Source organism: Azonexus sp. (assembly GCF_036170495.1).
Taxonomy (GTDB): Bacteria; Pseudomonadota; Gammaproteobacteria; order Burkholderiales; family Rhodocyclaceae; genus Azonexus.
Window position 1 is genome coordinate 1 of record NZ_JAVHPH010000170.1, and the last position, 20,075, is coordinate 20,075.

The following is a 20,075-nucleotide window of genomic DNA, read 5'->3' on the forward strand; positions in this document are numbered from 1 at the left end:
AATAGCTTGTGCACAAAATAAAAATGCCGTTCAGTCTTAACTGAACGGCATTACCTCTTGGGCGGCCCTTTTTTTGATGGTGCGCCAGGCACAGCACAATGACCGGCGGGTGAAAGTCTGACGGAAGATACGATGCGACGGCGCCAGTGTCTTCCATGAACTGCCGTATGCGGAGCCGCACGTATGGCGGTGCGAGAGAGCGACGGGGGTGACTCCAGGGCAATCGCATCAAATTGAAGAGGGTCCGAGGAGTGCCTCGCGGTAGGTATTGGAAGAGGCGGCGAGGATGCGGCGGGTCGGGATTCATCGTTTGATGCGATTGCCCTGCGTCGTCGATGAAGACGGGTGTTTGGCCTGGCAGTGTTTTTGAAATCCTAAGTAGCTTGTTTTTCCTTGGTAAAGCGCTATAATTCCGGCTCTTTTTTCCAGCTAACGAAAGTATTCCCATGGTTGTTATCCGTCTTGCCCGTGGTGGCGCCAAGAAGCGCCCGTTCTACAACATGGTTGTTACCGATTCCCGCAATCGTCGTGACGGCCGTTTCGTTGAGCGTGTCGGCTTCTACAACCCGGTTGCTTCCGGCAATGCAGAGTCGCTGCGTATTTCCGTCGATCGTCTGGCCTATTGGCAGAGCAATGGCGCCCAGCTGTCCCCGACTGTTGCCCGTCTGGTCAAGCAGCACGCTGCTCAGCAAGCCGCCTAAGTTTTGTTTTGACCGGCAACGATATCGTCGTACTAGGTCGGCTGGCCGACCCCTACGGGATTCAGGGCTGGCTTTGGTTGTACCCCTTCGGGGATGATCCGCTGGCCTGGGCAGAGATGGCCGTCTGGTGGATTGCGCGAGAAGGTGAGCCGTGGCGCGAATGCAGGCTGAAAAGCCTGAAAGCTCACGGTAACGGTGTAGTGGTGCTGTTGGATGGCGTCGCTGATCGTTCTGCCGCTGAATCGATGAAGGGCATTCTGGTCGGGGCGCCGCGCGAAGCGCTGCCAACGACTGACAAGAATGAGTTTTACTGGACTGATCTGATTGGTCTGGATGTCATCAATACCGCTGACGAGCGGCTCGGCAAGGTAGTCGGGTTGATCGAAACGGGGGCCAATGCCGTTTTGCGCGTCATGGGCGATGACCAGGTCGAGCGTCTTTTGCCGTTTGTTTCGGCTGTGGTGTTGACTGTCGAGAAGGAAGCCGGGCTGATTCGAGTGGAATGGGGGAGCGACTGGTGAGTCGCAGGGGCAGCGACTGGTGATCCGGTTTGACTGCATTACCCTTTTTCCGGAGATGTTCGCGGCAGTAACGGAAAGTGGCATTACCCGTCGGGCGCTGGAAGAGCAGCGCTGGCAGTGGCAAGGCTGGAATCCCCGGGATTTCGCCGAGAACACCTGGCGGCGCGTGGATGATCGTCCTTTCGGGGGCGGGCCAGGCATGCTGATGCAGCCGGGGCCGCTGGAGAAGGCGATTGCCGCGGCCAAGGCGCAGCAGCGCGAGGCGGGTCTGGTGAAGAGCCGGGTCATCTACCTTTCGCCGCAGGGCGCGCCGCTCACCCACGAACGGGTGATGCAACTGGCGACGGGCGATGAAGGGTTGATCCTTCTTTGCGGTCGTTATGAAGGGATTGACGAGCGGCTGATCGAGCGCTGTGTCGATGAAGAAATTTCGATCGGAGATTTTGTGCTTTCCGGTGGCGAGTTGCCGGCGATGGCCTTGATTGATGCCGTTGTCCGTCAGCTGCCGGGAGTGCTCGGAGATGCCGCTTCGGCGGTGGAAGATTCGTTTGTCGGTGGTTTGCTGGATTGTCCGCACTACACCCGCCCGGAAATTTACGAGGGCGAGGCGGTGCCGGCGGTTCTCCTTTCAGGAGACCACAAAAAAATTCGTCGCTGGCGGCTCAAGCAGTCGCTGGCGCGAACCCGGAAGCGCCGGCCGGATTTGTTGGCGCACCGCAGTTTGAGCGCGGAAGAAACGCAACTACTCACGGAAATTTCCGGAGAGGAGCAATGCGGTGAGTAAGTGTTTATAAAATTTAAGGATCTCACATGAACCTGATTCAACAACTGGAACAAGAAGAAATTGCTCGTCTGGACAAGACCATTCCTGACTTCGCACCGGGCGACACCGTCGTCGTGCAGGTGAAGGTCAAGGAAGGTAACCGCGAGCGTCTGCAGGCTTACGAAGGCGTTGTCATCGCCAAGCGTAACCGCGGCCTGAATTCTGGTTTCACCGTACGCAAGATTTCGTCCGGCGAAGGCGTGGAGCGTACTTTCCAGACCTATTCCCCGCTGGTCGCTTCCATCGAAGTGAAGCGCCGTGGTGATGTCCGCCGCGCCAAGCTGTACTACCTGCGCGAGCGTTCAGGCAAGTCGGCTCGAATCAAGGAAAAGCTGGTCCGCAAGGAAAAGCCGGTCGCTGCTGCTTAAGCGATTTTCCCGGGTTAAAAAAAGGCGCCTCGGCGCCTTTTTTGTTGGTACGCCTGGCTGGGCGCACACACTGGGAGGAGGAGGTTCTCTATTCGCCCGGCGAGGGGAAGCCTTGGCTGAACGGCAAGGACGTTCGCCCCCTGAATGGTGCCGAGCAGTGGTGTGAGAGGGGGATGGGGCAACCCTGCCCCCTACGCCATAGTGGAAATTGGCATGAATTTCCGGTTGACCGTAGCATCGTTTGTCAGGTTTGGCGCCGCCTGAACCGGCAAACCGGGTACACTAGCGGCCTTGCGAGAAACCGATTTCAGGCTGTTTTTCTCAGCCTTTGACCCGCTGAATCCCCGCCGTTTCTCATTCCCCCGATATTCAAAGGTACTCCGATGCACCCAGTCCACGACGTTGACTCCCTTCTCATCCTTGCCACGGCGCTTTCGTCCAAGCGGCGGCCGGCCGAGCTGGTCGAAATTGTGGCGGCGGCCGATCTGCTGCAGAACAACATTCCCAACGAGGCGAAGCTGGTCGAGGCCTTCGACCGTCTGGCCAAGCATGGCCTGATCAAGGCCGAGGCGGGCGGTTTTGTGTTGACCTCCGCGGGGCAGACGATTATCACCGGTCTGCCGCGCAAGGCGGAAACACCGGAACGCCTGTTCGCTATCAAGGACAGACTCTCTGAGTACAACGTCAAGGGCGAGCACGCCGGCGTTAGCGTTGATCCTGCCGATGTGACGAAGGCTATTCTGGCCCATCGCGCTGCCGAGAAGACGACGGCCAAGAACCTGCTGGTGCCCAAGCCGAAGCCGGAGGCCGAGGTGCACAAGCCGGGCCAGCGCCAGCGCAAGCCGATGCCGGCGCGCAAGCGCAGGGTTTGAGCCGGGCATGAGCGAGACTACTGCAGTCAGCCAGGCTTTTGACACACTGCCCTTGTCGCCGGCGATGCTGGCCAATCTGGTGCAGCTTGAATATCTGAGCATGACGCCGATCCAGGCGGCCAGCCTGCCGCTGGCCCTGGCCGGCAACGATTTGATCGCCCAGGCCAAGACCGGTAGCGGCAAAACGGCCGCTTTCGGCTTGGCGCTGCTCAATCGCCTGAACACCAGCCGTTTTGCCGTGCAGGCCATGGTGCTGTGCCCGACGCGTGAACTGGCCGATCAGGTGACGCAGGAAATCCGTCGGCTGGCCCGTTTTGAAGAGAACATCAAGGTGCTCTCGCTGGTCGGCGGCTCGACGCTGCGCAACCAGGCCAACAGTCTGGAAAACGGCGTGCATATCGTCGTCGGCACGCCGGGGCGCATCATGGACCACATGGAGCGCGGCTATCTGAAGCTCGATGAATTGAACACGCTGGTCCTCGACGAAGCCGACCGCATGCTCGACATGGGCTTCCATGACGATATTGCTTACGTTGCCAAGCGTTGCCCGGCGCAGCGTCAGACCTTGCTGTTTTCGGCGACCTATCCGGACGGCATCGCCCAACTGGCTAAGCAGTTTTTGCGGCAGCCCAAGGAGGTCAAGCTCCTTGAGCTGCACGAAGAAACCAAGATTCGCCAACGCTTCTACGAGGTCAGGGACGACGAGCGCCTCGACGCGGTCGTCCGTCTGCTCAAGCATTACCGCCCGGTCAGCACGCTGGCCTTCTGCAATACCAAGCAGCAGTGCCGCGATCTGGTCAATGTCCTGCGCCACGCCGGCATTCATGCGCTGACGCTGAATGGCGATCTGGAGCAGCGCGAGCGCGATCAGGTGCTCATCCAGTTCGCCAACCGCAGTTGCTCGGTGCTCGTGGCGACCGATGTCGCGGCGCGCGGCCTCGATATCGACCAGCTCGAAGCGGTCATCAACGTCGATGTGACGCCTGATCCGGAAATCCATATTCACCGTATCGGCCGTACCGGGCGGGGCGACGAGGCGGGCTGGGCGCTCAGTCTGTGCAGTTCCGGCGACCGCCGCCGCGTGGCGACCATTGCCGAGATGATGAAGGTCAAGCTCGATGTACTCGACTTGAAAACCGTCGAAGTCACCGACGACTCGCCGCTCGTGCCGCCGATGTCGACGCTGCTCATGCTCGGCGGGCGCAAGGACAAGATCCGCCCCGGCGACGTCATGGGCGCGCTGGCCGGCGAGGCTGGCTTGACCCGCGAGCAGGTCGGCAAGATCACGGTGACCGATCAGAGCACCTACGTCGCCGTGGCGCGTGCTGTGGCCAAGGAGACGGTGCGCAAGCTGGCGGCCGGCAAGGTCAAGGGCAAGACCGTCAAGGTGCGGATTCTGACCAACTGAGCAATTTTGGAGTCACGCCAGCCATTGGCGTGATTTCAATTTTGGCCGTTTTTTCCGGTTGACCGTGGAAGTTGCTTGGCGTCGCTCCCCGCCGGCTTCCTACCTAAAATTCATACGCCACAGCAACAACGCCGGTGGCCGACGTCGCCTGGCGTGTCAGCGGACTGTTCTTGGCGTCGCCTTGCAGGCTGCTGACTGAAACGGTGGTCAGGATCGCCACGCTCGGATTGATTTGATAGCTCAGCGCTGCGTTGGCGCGAATGTCACGCAAGCCAAATTCCGGGCGGTAAGCCGCGTAGCCACTCGACGCCGACTGGGCAGCAGTGACGCCAAAATAGGACTGCATGTAGTCCTCGTTGGCCAGCGTCATGCTGGCGCCGAAACCGAGGCGCCATAGCGGCGACAACTTGGTCGAATAGCCCGCCCCGAGATCGATGATCATCCCCGCGCTGTCATTGCCCGAGCCGTAACGCAGCGACGAGGTCAGCGTGATTTCCTTGTTGAGCGAATAGTTCAGGAAGGTGCCCAGCTCCGGCTTCGGGTCGATATCGCCCATGCCGCGCAGCGCATTGGAACGGCTCTCGTCGCGCCCGAAATCGGCGGTGATGCGCAAGCCGTACTGCCATTCCCGAGTCTGGCCAAAATTGTAGCCGATGCCATTTCGCGTGCCGGCAAACCAGCCGTTGCGCCACTGGTAGTCGAGCCCCGGCAGAACCAGCGTTCGCCGTTCGTCGGCGCCCTGGTAAGCCATGCCGGCAATGACGGCCAGCCCGACCGAGCCACGATCCTTGTCAGCAGAGCCACCGGCCAGGCGAACGGCATCAAAGGCCTGGGCAAATGCATTGGGTGCCGCGAGCGAAAGCAGCCCGATCACGGCGAGGCCTTTTAGTGACTTTTTCATGAAGACTCCGTTAAGAAATGACTGACTGTTAAATTGGATCGAGGCTGGATTGGGTCCGGGCTCAAACCGCTCGCCCCGGCCACTTCCTGCATATTGACGCGGGCTTTCAATCGAGCCGCCAGCAAATAAAGCCCGCCCAGCTTGCGGTGCAAAAAGAGCGCGTCGGCTGGCGGGGTGTGCCAGAAATCGCGATCCATGCCGAGCACCATGCCGGCGTCACGAATGCGGACGCCGAGGTCGGATGTCCCAAAATCGTATTCGCCCATGTGGCCGAGCGGTTCGCAAGCCAGCGCAAAAATGTCGAGGACGGCCTGGCGCTGGCTTTCCTTGATGTCCTGCTGAAAGTAGCCGATGGCCACGGCGGCCGTGTTCATGCCCTGGCGGTCGCCGTGAATGGCGCTGTTCATAAGGCGCCGATAGCTGTCGACCATCGCCGCCGGATAGGCGCGGGTGGCACCGAAGTCGAGCAGGATGAGCTGCTGCGATGCACTGGCATAGCGATAGTTAGCAAAATTCGGGTCAGTCTGGATCAGCCGGAATTCGAAAATTTCGCGAAACAGCAGGCGGAAAAGCTGGCTCACGATACGGTCGCGTTCGGCCTGAGGCAGGTGGGTCAAGGTTTCCACTGCATCGCCGTCGAGGCGGGTCATGGTCAGGATATTTTCCGTCGTCAGATCGACGTGCATTTCCGGCACCATGAACTCGTCGGCGTCGGCCAGCAGGCTGGAAAACTGCATCATGCAGGCGCCTTCGCGGCGGTAATCGGCCTCGTCGTGCAACTGCTTTTTCGCTTCGTCGAGCAGCGGCTTGATGTCCAGCGACTTGGGCAGCAGGCCGGAAACGCGGAGCAGGGTGGCAACGTTGTCGACATCGCTGTCGATGCTGCGGCGGATGCCGGGGTACTGGATTTTGACGGCGACTTTTCTGCCATCCTTGCGTTGCCCAAAATGCACCTGGCCGATCGAGGCCGCCGCCATCGGGGTGAACGAGAAACGCTCGAAATGGCGATCCCAGCCCTCACCCCAGTTGGCGTTGAGGGCGCTGACAACCTGGCTCATCGGCATCGGGATGGCATCGGCGCGCAGCCGGGAGAGGATTTCGGCCAGTTCCGGCGGCAACAGTTCGCCGGCATCCATCGACAGCAGTTGCCCGACCTTCATCGCCGCGCCACGCAGTTGCGCCAGTTGATCGGCCACCCGGCGGGCGTTAGCCGGCGTCAGCAGCAGTTGATGCATTTGCGGCCGCTTGCCTTGGGCAAACTGTCGCGCCCCTTCGGCCAGCATGTTGCCAGCCACGCCGCCAGCCAGCGAACCCAGCCGGGCCAGGCGCGACCAGCGGCCGCCGGGAACGGCCGACGACTTGCCTACCGGCTCATCGGCCATGCGGTTTCCATTTTGGTGCTTCATCCAGCGTTTCCGCTTCATTCAGCGAATAGGCATCGGCGACATAGGCCGGGCCTTTCATCATCATGACGATGAACGCGGCAATGCCCACGGTCAACACCGCCGTCCAGTGCAGGATGATCAGGCTGATCACATAAATGTCGGTCGTGGTGATGGCCGCCTCGTTTTCCGGGCCGACGATCAGGCGTGCCAGCAGCGAAGGGATGGTCAGGAGCAGGGTGCCGAACAGGAATACGCGGGGGAGCAGACGAAGGACGACGCGTTCCTTGCCGGCCGGCGCGCGGGGGAAACCGGGCAAACGATTGAACAGGTTCATGGCGTGACCTCCAGCTGTTTTTGGCAGTTAAACACCGGATGCAAAAATACCAGCAACCAGACAGACCACGGCAACGGTGCTCAGGCGCATGCGGAGCGGCAGGTACCAGGTCGGTAGCGTCGCCTGGCGGCCTAGCCGCCGGTCTTGCAGGCAGTGGGCGACGAAGCCGAATATCAGCAGGGGCGCGCCGATTATGGGTGAGAACAGGACGGCCGGCCAGGCGATCAGCGCCGGTACGATGCTCCAGGCAAAGCACGCCGAGCGCTGGCGTTCGGAAAGACCGGGGAGGCTCATCGCCAGTCCCCAATGCAGCGCACCGATAAAACTCAGGATGATCGCCCCGTAGGCCAGCAGCGCATCGCTCCACAGCGCGCCGTGATGGTGATCGAGCAGACTGGCCGGGGCCAGCGTAATAAACGGAATCAAGCCGCCGTAGCCCAGCCAGGCGACGATTCGGGGCGGCGTAACGGAATTGTCTTCGGTCATCATCGATCTCACTTGACCAAGGGGCGGATGCTGGAGAAGCCGCCGTCGAGCGACCAGACCTGCCCGGTGACGCGCGCGGCCGAGTCGGAAAGCAGCCAGACCATCAGCTCGGCCAGTTCATCCGGCGAGCCGATGCCGGGCAGCGGGTATTGTCGGGCGGCGCCTTCGCGGGCCGCCGGGCTGGCGATGACGCCGGCCGAGGCAGGCGTCTCCATGATGCCAGGGGCCACGGCGTTGATGCGGATGCCGTTGGCGGCATAGCTGGCAGCGGCGCCACGGACCAGCCCTTCCAGTCCGGCCTTGGCAGCGGCAACGGCTTCGTGGTTGGGCGTGCCGATGCGGGCTGCGGCGGATGAAACCAGCACAGCCGCACCGGGGCTGCGCGCCTCGCGCAGGGCGCCGACGAAGGCGGAGAGCGTGTGGAAGGCGCTGACCAGATTGGCGCTCAGGCAGTCGTTGAAATCCGCCTCGCTCATGCGATGCATGGCGCCGAGGCGGATATTGCCGACGCAATGGGCCAGCGCGGTGGGCAGCATCCGATGATCCTTGGCCGCCTGGACAATCTGCCGGGCGCCGGCCACCGTCGAGCAATCGGCGGCTACTGGTAAATGCTGGTCGCCGAAGGCAGCCGTCAGGTGTTCGGCCTGGCGGCTGGTGACGATCAGTTGCCAACCCTGGGCGGAAAGTCGTGCAACCACGGCACGTCCGACGCCGCCGGCGGCGCCGGTGACGAGTGCAATTTTGCTCATTTTCTTTCCTTGCGGTGCGCCATGTTGTCGTGGACGAAATATTTTAACTAGCCAATTATTTGGACAATTTTGCTCATATTGCGATTGTTGTTTTGTTTTGTCTAGGACAAAATGAAGACTTCCGGTTTTTGAAAGCCCCTGTATGTCATTCCGCCGTTCCGCCATCCTCGCCTTGTTGTTTGCCCTGACACTGAGCGCATGCTCGACGGCGCCTCCCGAAGGCCTGCGTCCGGTCACCTCGTTCGATCTCAATCGCTACCTCGGCCAGTGGTACGAAATTGCCCGGCTCGATCATTCCTTCGAGCGCGGCATGAGTGATGTCAATGCCACCTACCAGTTGCAGGACGACGGTAGTGTCAAGGTCATCAACCGGGGCTACGACACGCAGCGCCAGGCCTGGAAAGACGCTGTCGGCCGCGCCCTGTTCATCGGCGACAGCCAGACCGCTTCGCTGAAAGTGTCGTTCTTCGGCCCGTTCTACGGCGGCTATCACGTGATTGCGCTCGATCAGCAGAACTATCGTTGGTCGCTCGTCGCCGGGCCGGACCGCGATTATTTGTGGATTCTCGCCCGCGACAAGACGCTACCCGCCGAGGTCCGCGAGCAACTGGTCAGTCAGGCGCGGGCGCTGGGCTTTGCCACCGACAAGCTGATCTGGGTTGAGCAAAAGCGGACCGATACGAATTGAGGCCGCCGGCTTTCTGAATGCGCACCACGAAAAAATCCGATCTGCCGAGCAAAATTTGCCATTCCTGCGGTCGACCGTATTTCTGGCGCAAAAAGTGGGCGGGGGTCTGGGCTGAGGTCAAATATTGCTCCGAGCGCTGCCGACGAATTCGCAGGAAAGCATCATGACCACCCTCCGCCTGATCCTTGGCGACCAGCTCAATCCCGAGCACAGCTGGTTTTCGGCGCGTGATGACGGCGTTGTTTACGTGCTGATGGAGGTCCGTCAGGAGACCGATTACGTCCTCCACCACGCCCAGAAAATCATTGCCATCTTCGCCGCCCTGCGCGACTTCGCCCGGCAACAGGAGCAGGCTGGCCATCGCGTGCATTACCTGGCGATTGACGACCCGGCCAACCGACAATCGCTGCCGGCCAATCTGGATGCGCTGATTGCCGAGTATTCGGCCAGCGCCTTCGAGTATCAGGCGCCCGACGAATGGCGGCTTGACCAGCAACTGGCCGACTACGCCAGCCAACTCGCCATTCCCGCCCGGATGGTCGATAGCGAACATTTCTACACCCGCCGCGACGAAGCCGCGCAGCTTTTTGCCGGGCGCAAGCAGTGGTTGATGGAGCACTTCTACCGCCAGATGCGGATTCGGCATGGCGTGCTGATGGCTGGCCCCGGCAAGCCGCTGGGCGGCCAGTGGAATTTCGATCACGACAACCGCAAGCCCTGGCCCGGCCTGCCGCGTGAGCCGGCCGACTGGCGCAGCGAGCACGATCATTCGGCACTGTGGCAAAGCATCCGGCAGGCCGGTGTGGCCAGCTTTGGCGAGCCGGGCGCGCAGCACTTTTGCTGGCCGCTTAACCGGGCCGAAGCCCTGCAGCAACTCGATGATTTCATAGCCGAAGCTCTGTCGAATTTTGGCGATTTTGAAGATGCGATGTCCCATCGCGCCTGGCGACTTTTCCACTCGCTGCTTTCGTTCGCGCTGAACACCAAGATGCTCACTCCGCGCGAGGTCGTCGCCAAGGCTGCCGAAGCTTGTGAATCGGGCCGGGTGCCGCTGGCCGCGGCAGAAGGTTTCATTCGCCAGATTCTCGGCTGGCGCGAATACGTGCGCGGCGTCTATTGGGCCGGCATGCCCGGCTACGAGACGCAAAACGTCCTCGATCACCAACGGCCACTGCCCTCATGGTTCTGGACCGGCCAGACCAAAATGCGCTGCCTGGCGCACGCCATCGGCCAGTCGCTCGAACACGCCTACGCCCATCACATTCAGCGCCTGATGGTCATCGGCAACTTCGCGCTGCTCGCCGGGCTGAACCCGGCGGCGGTGCATGGCTGGTATCTCGGCGTTTACATCGATGCCTTCGAATGGGTCGAACTACCCAACACCGTCGGCATGAGCCAGTTCGCCGATGGTGGAAGGCTTGCCACCAAACCCTACGTGTCGAGTGCCGCCTACATCGACCGCATGAGCGATTACTGCAAGGGCTGCCATTACGACAAAAAGGCGCGCGTTGGCGAGCGGGCCTGCCCGTTCAATGCGCTGTACTGGGATTTTTTCGCCCGTAACGGCCAACGCCTGTCAGCCAACCCAAGGCTGGGCATGGTCTACCGTCAGCTGGCCAAAATGAGCCCGGAGGCCCTGGATGCCGCGCAGGGCAGGGCGGATGAAATTCGGGCCGGAATCGAGGATTTGTAGGGTGGCTGCCTTACTGCGCCGAGGGTTGGCCGTCACGTACCCAATCGGCAAACCATGCCGTCAGCGGCCGGCTTTCACCCAACCCGGCCAGCCGGTGGTCAATGGCATCGTGGTTGCCCCAGACTACGTCGGGAAGGGCGCCATCGGCCACCTGTTTTTCGATGTCGCGGCAAAACAGCCCGAGGTCGCGTTGCATGTAAAAACCATAGGTGCGGCAGGCCACCGGGCGGTGCAGATAGACCGGGCAGACGCCGGTGGCGCGGTCGAGCAGCGGGCAAATGACGGGGCGTGTGGTTGAATTGGCCACGGCGGCGATCTCGTGGCGGATGGTTTGCAGGTGATCAGCCGCCAGCCCGGCCAGGCCTTCGCGCAGCAAATCCCATTCGGCCGCAGTCAGTTGCGGCACCTCGGCCAGCCGTTTGCAGCAGTTATCGCAACCCTTGCCGCACAGCCAGTCGGCCTTGTTTTCACGGATGCTGGCCACCCGGGCGTCGATATCGACGTGCAGTTCGGTCAGTTGGCTCATGGTTTTTTACCGGATCGGCCGGGCGGCTTCGGCGGCCCGGGCGGAAAAGCTCGGCCCGGCAATGTCTGCTTCGCTCAGGCCGCGATTCACCTCCAGCCCGATCAGCCGCCAGTCATGCACTGGCAAGCTGGGGATCGGTTTGCGCAAGCGTTCGTAAAAACGGGTTGGCCAGGTGACGCCGGCGATCTCTTTGTGGTCGAAGAAATCGACCTCGGCGATGGCGCCCTGCGTTGATTCCAGACCTTCCATGGTGAAGCGGACGCGGCGCAGCAGGTGGTTCTCGGCGTCGATGAACAGCAGGTAGCGGTCTTCCACTGACAGCCCATGACCGGGGCGGCGCACAGCGACCAGCGTCGTGCAGGCGCGGCCTTCGACGGTTTCGTCCTCGCCCACTTCCAGACTCAGGTTGCCGTCGAGAAAATAGAACGGCCCGGTCAGGAACATCCGGTAGCCGTCGGCAACCAGCGCGGCAGCAGCGAGCACATCGCGGTCGTCGGCCGGCGCATCGTTGTAGAAAACCTGCACCGCGCCGCTGCGGCGGATGACCTGCTTGCTGCCCTTCGGGCCAAGATGGCGCTGGCCGATCAGCGGCCCGCCCTTGAAAATGATCCGTTCCTGCGAGCCCTGACGGAAATCGGCGTCGATCAGCGTCGGCTGCACCTTGCTGACCAGTCCGTACCACTCGCCGGCGTAGCCGACGCTGAGGTCGTCAATCTGGCGGAATGCAGCCAGGCCATGCGCCTCCGCCGATTTCTGCAGTACGGCGCGCGCTGCTGGTTGTTCGCCGGGGCCGCCCGCCTGCGGGATGCCACGCGACGCGCAGCCGCCGAGCAGCAGCACGAGGGCTATTGGCAACAATCTGATCAGGCTTGAACGCATGTTTTTCTACTCCGTGTCGTGGCAGAACAATTTCAATTTGGGCCAATTTTTCCGGTTGACCGTGGAAGTCAGCCAGTTTCCCCGGAAATATCGGCCGCCCACAGCGCTGGGCCGCCGGCCGCCAGGTGGCAGAGATAGGCGCGCAGGTCGAATTCCAGCTGGAAATAATTCGCCTCCATGTGCTGGCACAGTTGGTAGAACGCCTTGTCGTGCTCCGCTTCCTTGAGGTGCGCGAGTTCATGGACGACGATCATGCGCAGGAACTCCGGCGGCATCTCGCGGAAGAGGCTGGCGACGTGGATTTCGCGCTTGCTTTTGAGCTTGCCGCCCTGGACGCGGGCGATCCGGCTGTGGATGCCGAGCGCTTTCTGCAGCGTCTGCAACTTGCCGTCGAAGGCCACCTTGCTCGGCTGCGGCGCGTTGCGCAAATACGTCGCCTTGATCTCCTGAACGTAGTCGTAGAGCGCCCTGTCGGTGCGTACCTGGTGCACTTCCGGATACTTCTGGCGCAGCACTTTGCCGAGCTGATCCTGTGCGATCAGGCGCTGTACCGACTCCGTCAGATGCGCGGGGTAGCCGGCGAGATAGTTGGGCGTGGCGGGTTTGGTCATGGCGGGCCGATTTTACTGGAAGCCTCGGCGCTTTTTTGGCGGGCACGCGGCAATCAACGATAAGCTAGCGCGAAAATTCAAAATCGATTCACCCATGCCAAACCCCGTCCTCGTCATCGTCATCGCCCAACTCTTCGGCACCTCGCTGTGGTTTTCCGCCAACAGCGCGGCCGACGACCTGGTCCGCGCCTGGGGCATCGCGCCGGCCGACATCGGGACGCTGACCAATGCCGTGCAACTCGGCTTCATCCTCGGCACGCTGACTTTCGCCATCTCCGGCCTGGCCGATCGCTTCGCCGCGAGCCGCATTTTCGCTGTCTGTGCCGTGCTCGGCGCCGCCTGCAACGGCGCCTTTGCCCTGCTCGCCGATGGCATGGCCTCGGCTGTGCCGTTGCGTTTTGCCGTCGGCTTCTGTCTGGCTGGCGTCTACCCGCTGGGCATGAAACTGGTCGTTAGCTGGGTGCCCGAGCGAGCCGGTGCCGCGCTGGCTCAACTGGTCGGCATGCTGACGCTGGGCACCGCCTTGCCGCACGGCATCCGGCTGGCCGGGGCGGGGTGGTCGTGGCAGGCGACCATTCTTGTGTCGTCCGGGCTGGCCTTGCTGGCTGCAGTCATGATCTTCCGCCTCGGCGATGGCCCCCACCTCAAGCGCCGGCATGGCGCGCCGCCTTTACGTCTGGGCCGCGTCTTCTACGCCTTCTCGGTGCGCGAATTCCGCGCTGCCGCCTTCGGCTATTTCGGCCACCAGTGGGAGCTCTACGCCTTCTGGACGCTGACCCCGGCGCTGATCATCCTGAGCGGCCTGGCCGAGGCGGGGAGCCGCCAACTTTCCGGGCTGGCCTTTGCCATCATCGGCATCGGCGCCCTTGGTTGCCTGCTCGGCGGCTGGTGGAGCCAGCGCATCGGCAGCGCGCGCGTGGCGGCCATCGCCCTGGCCGGCTCGGCGATCTGCTGCGCGCTATTTCCGCTGACCGGCGATTGGCCGGCTGCTGCCAAAATCGCCTTGCTACTCCTCTGGGGCGCCACGGTCGTCGCCGATTCGCCGCATTTTTCGGCCATCTCGGCCCGCGCCTGCCCGCCGGAAATCGTCGGCAGCGCGCTGGCTTTTCAAAACGCCATCGGCTTCGCCATCACCATGTTTTCCATCCAGCTCGGCACGGCGTGGATCGCCGACTGGGGCATGAGTATCGCCTGGCTGCTGCTGCCCGGGCCGCTGCTCGGCTTGCTCGGCCTTTACCCGCTCTGGCGTTCAGCACGCTAAGCCGGGCTTACCAGGGTAATTCGGCGTTGCCGTCGGTGGCGCTTCGGTAGGCGGCGAAGCGTTCGGTCAGGAAATCGAGAAACACCCGCACCTTGGCCGACAGGTTCAGGCGTTGCGGGTATAGCGCGTAGATGTCGGCCGGGCTGCCCGACCATTCGGGCAAGATGCGGACCAGCCGGCCGGCGCGCAGCTCGGCTGCCGTATCCCACAAGGAACGCAGCAGAATGCCATGGCCGTCGAGCGCCCAATCGACGGCCACCTCGCCATGATTGGTACTGAGCTTGCTGCTTACTTTCACGTTGCGGCACTGCTTGCCGGCGCACAGCGTCCACGTGCCGAAGGCGCCGCTGCCTTCACGGATGACGATGCAGTCATGGCTACCCAGATCGTCCGGTTCGAGCGGCTGGCCGCGGCGGGCCAGGTAGTCGGGCGAGGCAAACAGGTAGCGCTGATTCGAAGCAATCTGGCGGGCCACGACGCGTGCCTCCGGTGGTTCGCCGAAGCGGATAGCGATGTCGAAACTCTGGTCGCCGGGCATGACGGCCTGATCGCCCAGCGTGAGCTGGATGTCCACAGCCGGGTACTGGCGGACGAACTCGGAAACGGCCGGGGCCAACTGACGGCGGCCGAAGCCGTAGGTGGCGTGGATGCGCAGCAGGCCGCGCGGTTCGGCCCGGGTACGGGTCAGCGTCTGTTCCAGCGCCTCGATTTCGCCAAGGATGCGCCGGCTTTCCGCCAGGTAAAGCTCGCCCTCCGGCGTCAGGCTCATCCGGCGCGTCGTCCGCGCCAGCAGGCGAACGCCGAGGCGCTGTTCGAGCTGGGCGAGGCGACGGCTGACGGCTGGCCCGGTCAGCCCAAGCTCGCGGGCCGCCCGGGCCAGGCTGCCTTGCTCGACGAGCAGGCTGAAGAAAGCAAGTTCGGATGACATCGGTTTATTGGTAAATAAAATTAACGAATCAAGTAAATTTTGCGACATTTTAGCCTTTGTGCAAAGCAGTAACATGGCCTGACATTCTTTCCGAGTCCAGCTATGATCCTCGCTCTAAGCCTTGCCTTGCCCCTCCTGATCGGTGCCGCCCTGGGTTTGGCCGGTGGCATCTTCGGCATCGGCGGCGGCATCATCGCCATTCCGGTGATGACCGGGCTGTTCGGCATGGATCAGAAGCTGGCGCAGGGCACGGCGTTGGTCATGATGGTGCCCAACCTGAGCATCGCTCTGTGGCGCTACTGCCAGCGGCAGCCGCTGCCGAAACTGCGCACGGCGATACTGGTGCTCTGTGCGGTGACCGCAACGGCCTTGACGGCGCATTACGCGAGCAATCTGGCCTCCAGCGAACTGCGTCGCTATTTCGGCGCCTTCCTGCTCTGGCTGGCCGTCCACAGTCTGTGGTCCCTGCGCGCTGGCCGTTCGCGCTGGTCATTCGCCCTGCCGGAACGGCTGATTCCGCTAGTCGGCGTGATCGGCGGCACCTGCCAGGGCCTGATCAGCATCGGTGGCGGCATGATCACGCCGCCCATCCTGGTCACCTTTTTCCGGCAAACGCAGGCCATCGCCCAGGGTTTCGCCATCGCCCTGGTCATGCCCAGTTCCATCGTTGCCTTGCTGACCTTTGCCAACGCCGGGCTGGTGGATTGGAAGATGGGTGTGCTGTTCGCGCTGGGCGGCGCGCTGACTGTTTCGCTCGGCGTGCGCATCGCCCATCGCCTGCCCGAGCGTCGCCTGCGTATCGCTTTCGCGCTAATGCTGCTCGCCACCGCAGCGTGGATGATCTGCCTGGGCTGAGTTTTTGGCACAATGGCGTTCCGCCTGAACGCCGCCGTCAATGAACCCCGAAGACCTGCTCCTCCTCGTCACCCGCGCCATGCCCTTCGGCAAGCATAAAGGCACGCTGATCGCCGACCTCCCCGGCAACTACCTCAACTGGTTCGCCCGCGAAGGCTTCCCGCCCGGCGAAATCGGCCGCCTGCTGGCGCTCATGCAGGAAATCGACCACAACGGGCTGGCGGATTTGCTGAAACCCTTACGTCGGAAGTAGCAGGTACTCGCTTGTCTATTAGCGAATGACGTTTTGAATTCTATCCGCGAGCGTCATCAGGCAGAGTTCGGCCAACAAGAGACATTCAGCCCCTGAAAATTGGCGGTCGTGAACGTCTGGTAACCGATCTGACAGCCGCCGCACTAGTCCGTTATCGGTAAATGTATTCAAAGACATTCGCCTTCACGTCCGCAAATTTTGCGCTGATGCGTTCGATCTGCTGAGATGAACTGCCCTTGGCAGCAGAAATTGATTCACCCCAGCGTCTCTTCGCTTCAACAGCAGCAGCCTCGACTTTTGCCACATATTCTGGGTGATTGCGCGGAGCGCAAACGAGTTCGACTGTGGCAGCCGTCCCCCCAACGACGACAGCAACGGCGATGACGGCTGGCGCAGCGACAGCTGCACCGAGTGTCCCGGCAATGTATCCGCCTGAGCCAGATAAAATTAATGCACCACTGCTATGGGTTACGACGGTCAATCCCAGTGCTTGTCCAATTGCGGCAGTCGCCACTCCCGCACCACCCGCACTTCCGGCAACGTTGCTGACAACTTTGCTCTGACTCGGCGCATAGGCGCAAATGACATCACCCTTGGTTTCCGCGTTCGCGGACACAGATAGGCATGCGATGAGTAAGGCCAGGAACGATGAAGTTTTCATAGTGAAATTGCCCTTAGTTTGACCGTCGCTCGGCACGCATCCCGAGCAGGGGTAATAGTTTTAACAATGCTGCTACTGCGATGACTAGGCCTGCTACAGCAGAAAAAATCGCCAGGGGGGATTTCAATACGTTTTCAACGGTTTCCCCCACGGCACCAAGTGCGCCAACCTTGCCAATCGTGACTGGTTTCCCATCAGGCCCGATGATGACTTCCTTTGTGCCAAGTAATTGGTCCTTTGCTACCAGAAACGCTCCTAGAGCTGCACTGGTTTTTAGAACATTTGGATGCGTTTCGAGCAGGTTGAGTATTTTTTCAGGCGCTCTACTGATTAAAGCCATTAAGTCACTTCGTTGAGCAGGTGTTGCCCTGGCAATATCGTCGGCAAATCGTGATACTCGAATGACTTGATCTGTTGGATGAGTGACCAAAAATTCAGAAGATTCCCGGCCAATTTTTGATAGCACAATCGGTCCAACGCCTGGATGTCGTGCGCCTATTTCAAGAGCCGTCTCGCCATAATCTCCGGCCAGTCGAGCCATGAGCTCGGTTTCCCTGCGCATCTCCTGAATGGCACCTGTTCGTAGATTGGGGGGGAGCTTCTCGAATGCCGATATGAATTTCAGGGGCGATTCCTTCGCGCCTCTTAGAACGATAGGGCCGTACTCGACGCTATATCGGGCAGTTTTTTCAACTAAGGCCTCACCACCTTCCTTGGCGGCTTTCTCAAGAACTTCCTGAACCGTTTTTTCGCCACCAAGCCGAACTAATTCTTCAGATGCGCTCTTTCCGCCACGAATTCCGATTTGTTCAACAAGCTCTCGCACAACTTTTCCTGCAACGGCGACTTGTCCGTAGCTAATTTGTGGAACGATGAGTGCAAAGAAACTGAGTGCGACTACTAGGCTTCTCATGGCTTTCCCTCTTGAGCGATGCCGGTTAATGCTGTCGTGTGAAGTTCTTTGGTCGCTGTTACCAAGCCCTCAAGGCGAAGATTCATACCTTCTGTTTCGTTCGACCATATTTCATATTTCATGGCGTTCAGCGTATCCCGGGTTTCGCGCATGATTTTTTCTTTCATACGTTCCGTCATTAAATGGTCAACTGCAAACCCGGCTGCAATACCTACCGTAAATCCGATGGCAGTACCCACACCAGGTGTAAACGCCGTCCCGCCAGCAGCTCCAGCAGCAGCGCCAGTGGTGGTTGCCCCTGCCGAATAACCGACTACACGAGCAATCATTGCCTGAACAGCCATTTCGACAATAATTGAACCGCTAATAGATAACGCTGTAGCCCCTGGAATATTGCTTATCGGAGTAGCCATTTTCGTACGTTTTGCCGATATTCGTCCGCCAAGGGTCTCAGCAGAATAATCGGCGCTTGGAATTCCTAGATCAGCTTCTTGAATGCGAAGTGCAGCCTCCGAAAGCATGCGGTTTCGGTTGGCAACAAGGTCGCTCTGAAACTGCGCTGTTATTTTGTCGATAGCAGAAGAAATATCCTGATTTGATGCGACATGCTTTTCAAAATATTCGGATGCCAATGCCTCCAGTTCGTGGCTGCCGTTGATTTTGTCTTTAAGCCCGCTTCGGGCGATTAGGTAGCGTGACTTCCAGGTCGTAATCTCTTCGGTAAACTGAGGAACTCGATTTGAGAACAGCGTGAAGGCATCATCCAAAGAGCTTTTTGCTCGAAGAATGGCGACTCGGTTTGCTTCCTCCTCAGTTCCGACGAGATTTTTGAGTTGCCTTGATAGAAGCTCTCGTCGCTGACGCAATGCTTCTTTCTGGCGCACGAGCTCAGCATCCTGCCGAACTTTAATTTCATCTTCTGTTTCAGGGCGAGGGGTACTGATGTGCCAGGCAACACCGATCATGGATATGCCAATGAGCAATGCAATGATCAGTAAGGCAATCTGCAGTGCAGATTTGGGTTGCGGTTTTTGGGTACGCGGCATGTGTGAATTCTGAAAAACTTCAGTCTTGTGCAGCCCAACGCTGCAAAACAGCCATTTCAAACGCATAGATTACTTGAGGAGTGATGGTTCGGCTGGAAATAACACACACACGTCATTTATTTCGCCGCCCATACCATTCGTTATCAATCCAAAAGGCGATGGCAAGCACAAAGCCCAGCATTAAATACTCAGATGCGTACTCGACAAGAAGTATCACTGGTGCAGCACCTAAGCAGCCATAGCCAATTGCCATAAGCGTGCCGTCAGTGAGCTTCGAGGCCACTTTTTGGCCATAGCTGGAAAATTGTTCGACGCCTAGCCAGCTTGTCCGAGTGAAAATGCGTTTTTTGCCCTGATAAACAAGCCATGCACCACACGCTGCCAACAGCAAACAAATTACATTGATTCCATTCAACGCTCATCTCCCCAGTAGTGCGAAATACCATATGGGCACGATAGAGCGTTGAAACGACAGGTCGTGTCGTCGAGTACATGGTTCGTCAAATAATTGAGGAAGTAGGCCGATAATTAAAGAATTCGTCTCGACACGACCTGTCGTCGGCTTTGAATGGGATGCCATGGTCGACAGCCAGTTAGTCGCCGAAGACGGAGTCTGGTTGTCAGAAGAAAAACAAGAAATTGTTATGAAGGTTCACCGCGATATTGCAGGCTATTTCAAGCGTCGAAAGCTGATTGCCAACCAGGTCATAGAGAAAGAACTTGAGGATGGTGGCCTAATAGTTTCAGCGAAAGTTGGTCATCCAAATCAGGTGGTGCCGATCATTAGATATTGGATACCGAACATACGAATCATCAGCCCAGAGTCACTCCAAGGACAAATGGAGAAGGAGTTGGCCGATTATCTCTCGAGGATTTAAGCGAATTTCCCCTGGCTTGTTAGCTACAAGCAAACGGGCATAGGTGTCCTATCCTATCTGGCATAGGGAGGTCAGCTTGAAGAACAGTAAGCAGCCATAACCCATGAAAACTTCATCAGTCCGTTCAGGGCACACACCAGAACAAGCATCATTTCTGAATGCCTCCAACAAAAAGGAACCCGAGAGGTTCCTTTTTGTTGGGCAACGTTTCCGTTGATTGCACCAATCCCACGGTCAACCGGAATCTTTAGCCAAAAAAGAATGCCGGTTGCCCGGCATTCTGCGGCGGTCACGTTTTTTTGGACAGTCGGATAAGCTAAGGCTGACCGGTTGAA

27 protein-coding genes are annotated in these 20,075 nt (G+C 60.0%); 13 read left to right on the forward strand and 14 right to left on the reverse strand.

Annotated elements, in window-relative coordinates:
- Positions 1-446 precede the first annotated feature (446 nt).
- The 6 genes from rpsP (at position 447) to dbpA (ending at position 4,693) form a co-directional block, all read left to right on the forward strand.
- Positions 447-701 (forward strand): 30S ribosomal protein S16, encoded by a 255-nt coding sequence (gene rpsP / locus ADADOO_RS05490; protein ID WP_226400845.1) that lies wholly within the window; start codon positions 447-449, stop codon positions 699-701.
- 8 nt (positions 702-709) lie between these two features.
- A complete protein-coding gene (rimM, locus tag ADADOO_RS05495; RefSeq protein WP_511275699.1) occupies positions 710-1,222 on the forward strand; it encodes a ribosome maturation factor RimM in 513 nt (170 codons plus the stop codon).
- A gap of 19 nt (positions 1,223-1,241) precedes the next feature.
- Positions 1,242-2,006 (forward strand): tRNA (guanosine(37)-N1)-methyltransferase TrmD, encoded by a 765-nt coding sequence (gene trmD, locus ADADOO_RS05500; protein WP_511275701.1) that lies wholly within the window; start codon positions 1,242-1,244, stop codon positions 2,004-2,006.
- 26 nt (positions 2,007-2,032) lie between these two features.
- The gene (gene rplS / locus ADADOO_RS05505; RefSeq protein ID WP_511275703.1) at positions 2,033-2,413 is read left to right on the forward strand and encodes a 50S ribosomal protein L19; all 381 of its coding nucleotides are present in this window, start codon (positions 2,033-2,035) and stop codon (positions 2,411-2,413) included.
- A 383-nt stretch (positions 2,414-2,796) separates the two neighbouring features.
- The gene (locus ADADOO_RS05510; protein WP_511275705.1) at positions 2,797-3,285 is read left to right on the forward strand and encodes a hypothetical protein; all 489 of its coding nucleotides are present in this window, start codon (positions 2,797-2,799) and stop codon (positions 3,283-3,285) included.
- Between the two features lie 7 nt (positions 3,286-3,292).
- Entirely contained in the window at positions 3,293-4,693 is a 1,401-nt protein-coding gene (gene dbpA, locus ADADOO_RS05515) for an ATP-dependent RNA helicase DbpA (protein ID WP_511275707.1), read from the forward strand.
- Positions 4,694-4,796: 103 nt separating this feature from the next.
- Here the strand turns inward: dbpA and ADADOO_RS05520 are convergent, their stop codons facing one another.
- Genes ADADOO_RS05520 through ADADOO_RS05540 form a run of 5 tightly spaced genes read right to left on the reverse strand, consistent with a single transcriptional unit; the run spans position 4,797 to position 8,548 of the window.
- Positions 4,797-5,594, reverse strand: a complete 798-nt coding sequence (locus ADADOO_RS05520) for a MipA/OmpV family protein (RefSeq protein WP_511275709.1) — start codon at positions 5,592-5,594, stop codon at positions 4,797-4,799.
- Positions 5,591-7,000 carry an ABC1 kinase family protein gene (locus ADADOO_RS05525; RefSeq protein ID WP_511275711.1) on the reverse strand — a complete coding sequence of 470 codons (1,410 nt, stop codon included), beginning with the start codon at positions 6,998-7,000 and terminating at the stop codon, positions 5,591-5,593. The genes ADADOO_RS05520 and ADADOO_RS05525 overlap by 4 nt, the downstream gene beginning before the upstream one ends.
- On the reverse strand, positions 6,966-7,313 hold the full coding sequence (locus ADADOO_RS05530; protein WP_511275713.1) for a hypothetical protein: 348 nt from the start codon (positions 7,311-7,313) through the stop codon (positions 6,966-6,968). Before ADADOO_RS05530 ends, ADADOO_RS05525 begins: the two co-directional genes overlap by 35 nt.
- A gap of 27 nt (positions 7,314-7,340) precedes the next feature.
- Complete coding sequence (locus ADADOO_RS05535; RefSeq protein ID WP_511275715.1) at positions 7,341-7,799, reverse strand: DUF3429 domain-containing protein; 459 nt, start codon at positions 7,797-7,799, stop codon at positions 7,341-7,343.
- A gap of 8 nt (positions 7,800-7,807) precedes the next feature.
- Positions 7,808-8,548: an SDR family NAD(P)-dependent oxidoreductase gene (locus ADADOO_RS05540; RefSeq protein ID WP_511275717.1), complete on the reverse strand. Its 741-nt coding sequence runs from the start codon at positions 8,546-8,548 to the stop codon at positions 7,808-7,810.
- A gap of 142 nt (positions 8,549-8,690) precedes the next feature.
- Here ADADOO_RS05540 and ADADOO_RS05545 point away from each other — a divergent pair, with 142 nt between their 5' ends.
- Genes ADADOO_RS05545 through ADADOO_RS05555 form a run of 3 tightly spaced genes read left to right on the forward strand, consistent with a single transcriptional unit; the run spans position 8,691 to position 10,929 of the window.
- On the forward strand, positions 8,691-9,236 hold the full coding sequence (locus ADADOO_RS05545) for a lipocalin family protein (protein WP_511275718.1): 546 nt from the start codon (positions 8,691-8,693) through the stop codon (positions 9,234-9,236).
- A gap of 17 nt (positions 9,237-9,253) precedes the next feature.
- Positions 9,254-9,403 (forward strand): DUF2256 domain-containing protein, encoded by a 150-nt coding sequence (locus tag ADADOO_RS05550; RefSeq protein WP_511275720.1) that lies wholly within the window; start codon positions 9,254-9,256, stop codon positions 9,401-9,403.
- Positions 9,400-10,929 carry a cryptochrome/photolyase family protein gene (locus tag ADADOO_RS05555; protein ID WP_511275722.1) on the forward strand — a complete coding sequence of 510 codons (1,530 nt, stop codon included), beginning with the start codon at positions 9,400-9,402 and terminating at the stop codon, positions 10,927-10,929. The genes ADADOO_RS05550 and ADADOO_RS05555 overlap by 4 nt, the downstream gene beginning before the upstream one ends.
- Before the next feature lie 10 nt (positions 10,930-10,939).
- Here the strand turns inward: ADADOO_RS05555 and ADADOO_RS05560 are convergent, their stop codons facing one another.
- From ADADOO_RS05560 to ADADOO_RS05570, 3 genes are all read right to left on the reverse strand, one after another.
- Positions 10,940-11,455 (reverse strand): YkgJ family cysteine cluster protein, encoded by a 516-nt coding sequence (locus ADADOO_RS05560; protein ID WP_511275724.1) that lies wholly within the window; start codon positions 11,453-11,455, stop codon positions 10,940-10,942.
- A gap of 6 nt (positions 11,456-11,461) precedes the next feature.
- Positions 11,462-12,334: a hypothetical protein gene (locus ADADOO_RS05565; RefSeq protein WP_511275725.1), complete on the reverse strand. Its 873-nt coding sequence runs from the start codon at positions 12,332-12,334 to the stop codon at positions 11,462-11,464.
- 68 nt (positions 12,335-12,402) lie between these two features.
- Positions 12,403-12,945 carry a YgjP-like metallopeptidase domain-containing protein gene (locus tag ADADOO_RS05570; protein ID WP_511275727.1) on the reverse strand — a complete coding sequence of 181 codons (543 nt, stop codon included), beginning with the start codon at positions 12,943-12,945 and terminating at the stop codon, positions 12,403-12,405.
- Between the two features lie 94 nt (positions 12,946-13,039).
- Between ADADOO_RS05570 and ADADOO_RS05575 the strand changes: the two genes are divergently transcribed.
- Positions 13,040-14,206, forward strand: a complete 1,167-nt coding sequence (locus ADADOO_RS05575; RefSeq protein ID WP_511275728.1) for an MFS transporter — start codon at positions 13,040-13,042, stop codon at positions 14,204-14,206.
- Between the two features lie 7 nt (positions 14,207-14,213).
- Here ADADOO_RS05575 and ADADOO_RS05580 read toward each other — a convergent pair whose 3' ends face one another.
- Positions 14,214-15,134 carry a LysR family transcriptional regulator gene (locus ADADOO_RS05580; RefSeq protein WP_511275729.1) on the reverse strand — a complete coding sequence of 307 codons (921 nt, stop codon included), beginning with the start codon at positions 15,132-15,134 and terminating at the stop codon, positions 14,214-14,216.
- 102 nt (positions 15,135-15,236) lie between these two features.
- On the opposite strand from ADADOO_RS05580, the gene ADADOO_RS05585 reads away from it, so the two are divergent.
- Positions 15,237-15,989 carry a sulfite exporter TauE/SafE family protein gene (locus ADADOO_RS05585; RefSeq protein ID WP_511275731.1) on the forward strand — a complete coding sequence of 251 codons (753 nt, stop codon included), beginning with the start codon at positions 15,237-15,239 and terminating at the stop codon, positions 15,987-15,989.
- A gap of 40 nt (positions 15,990-16,029) precedes the next feature.
- A complete protein-coding gene (locus tag ADADOO_RS05590; protein ID WP_511275733.1) occupies positions 16,030-16,242 on the forward strand; it encodes a DUF3820 family protein in 213 nt (70 codons plus the stop codon).
- A gap of 151 nt (positions 16,243-16,393) precedes the next feature.
- On the opposite strand, the gene ADADOO_RS05595 is transcribed toward ADADOO_RS05590, so the two are convergent.
- The 4 genes from ADADOO_RS05595 to ADADOO_RS05610 are packed head-to-tail and all read right to left on the reverse strand — an operon-like array spanning position 16,394 to position 19,277.
- Positions 16,394-16,903, reverse strand: coding sequence for a hypothetical protein (locus ADADOO_RS05595; protein WP_511275734.1), 510 nt, complete (start codon positions 16,901-16,903; stop codon positions 16,394-16,396).
- A gap of 13 nt (positions 16,904-16,916) precedes the next feature.
- Positions 16,917-17,816, reverse strand: coding sequence for a hypothetical protein (locus tag ADADOO_RS05600; protein ID WP_511275736.1), 900 nt, complete (start codon positions 17,814-17,816; stop codon positions 16,917-16,919).
- A complete protein-coding gene (locus tag ADADOO_RS05605; protein ID WP_511275738.1) occupies positions 17,813-18,922 on the reverse strand; it encodes a hypothetical protein in 1,110 nt (369 codons plus the stop codon). The genes ADADOO_RS05600 and ADADOO_RS05605 overlap by 4 nt, the downstream gene beginning before the upstream one ends.
- 52 nt (positions 18,923-18,974) lie before the next feature.
- Positions 18,975-19,277 (reverse strand): hypothetical protein, encoded by a 303-nt coding sequence (locus ADADOO_RS05610; RefSeq protein ID WP_511275740.1) that lies wholly within the window; start codon positions 19,275-19,277, stop codon positions 18,975-18,977.
- 163 nt (positions 19,278-19,440) lie between these two features.
- Here ADADOO_RS05610 and ADADOO_RS05615 point away from each other — a divergent pair, with 163 nt between their 5' ends.
- On the forward strand, positions 19,441-19,740 hold the full coding sequence (locus ADADOO_RS05615) for a WYL domain-containing protein (RefSeq protein ID WP_511275742.1): 300 nt from the start codon (positions 19,441-19,443) through the stop codon (positions 19,738-19,740).
- 71 nt (positions 19,741-19,811) lie between these two features.
- Here ADADOO_RS05615 and ADADOO_RS05620 read toward each other — a convergent pair.
- A partial coding sequence (locus tag ADADOO_RS05620) for a hypothetical protein (RefSeq protein WP_511275744.1) occupies positions 19,812-20,075 on the reverse strand: 264 nt, incomplete at its 5' end.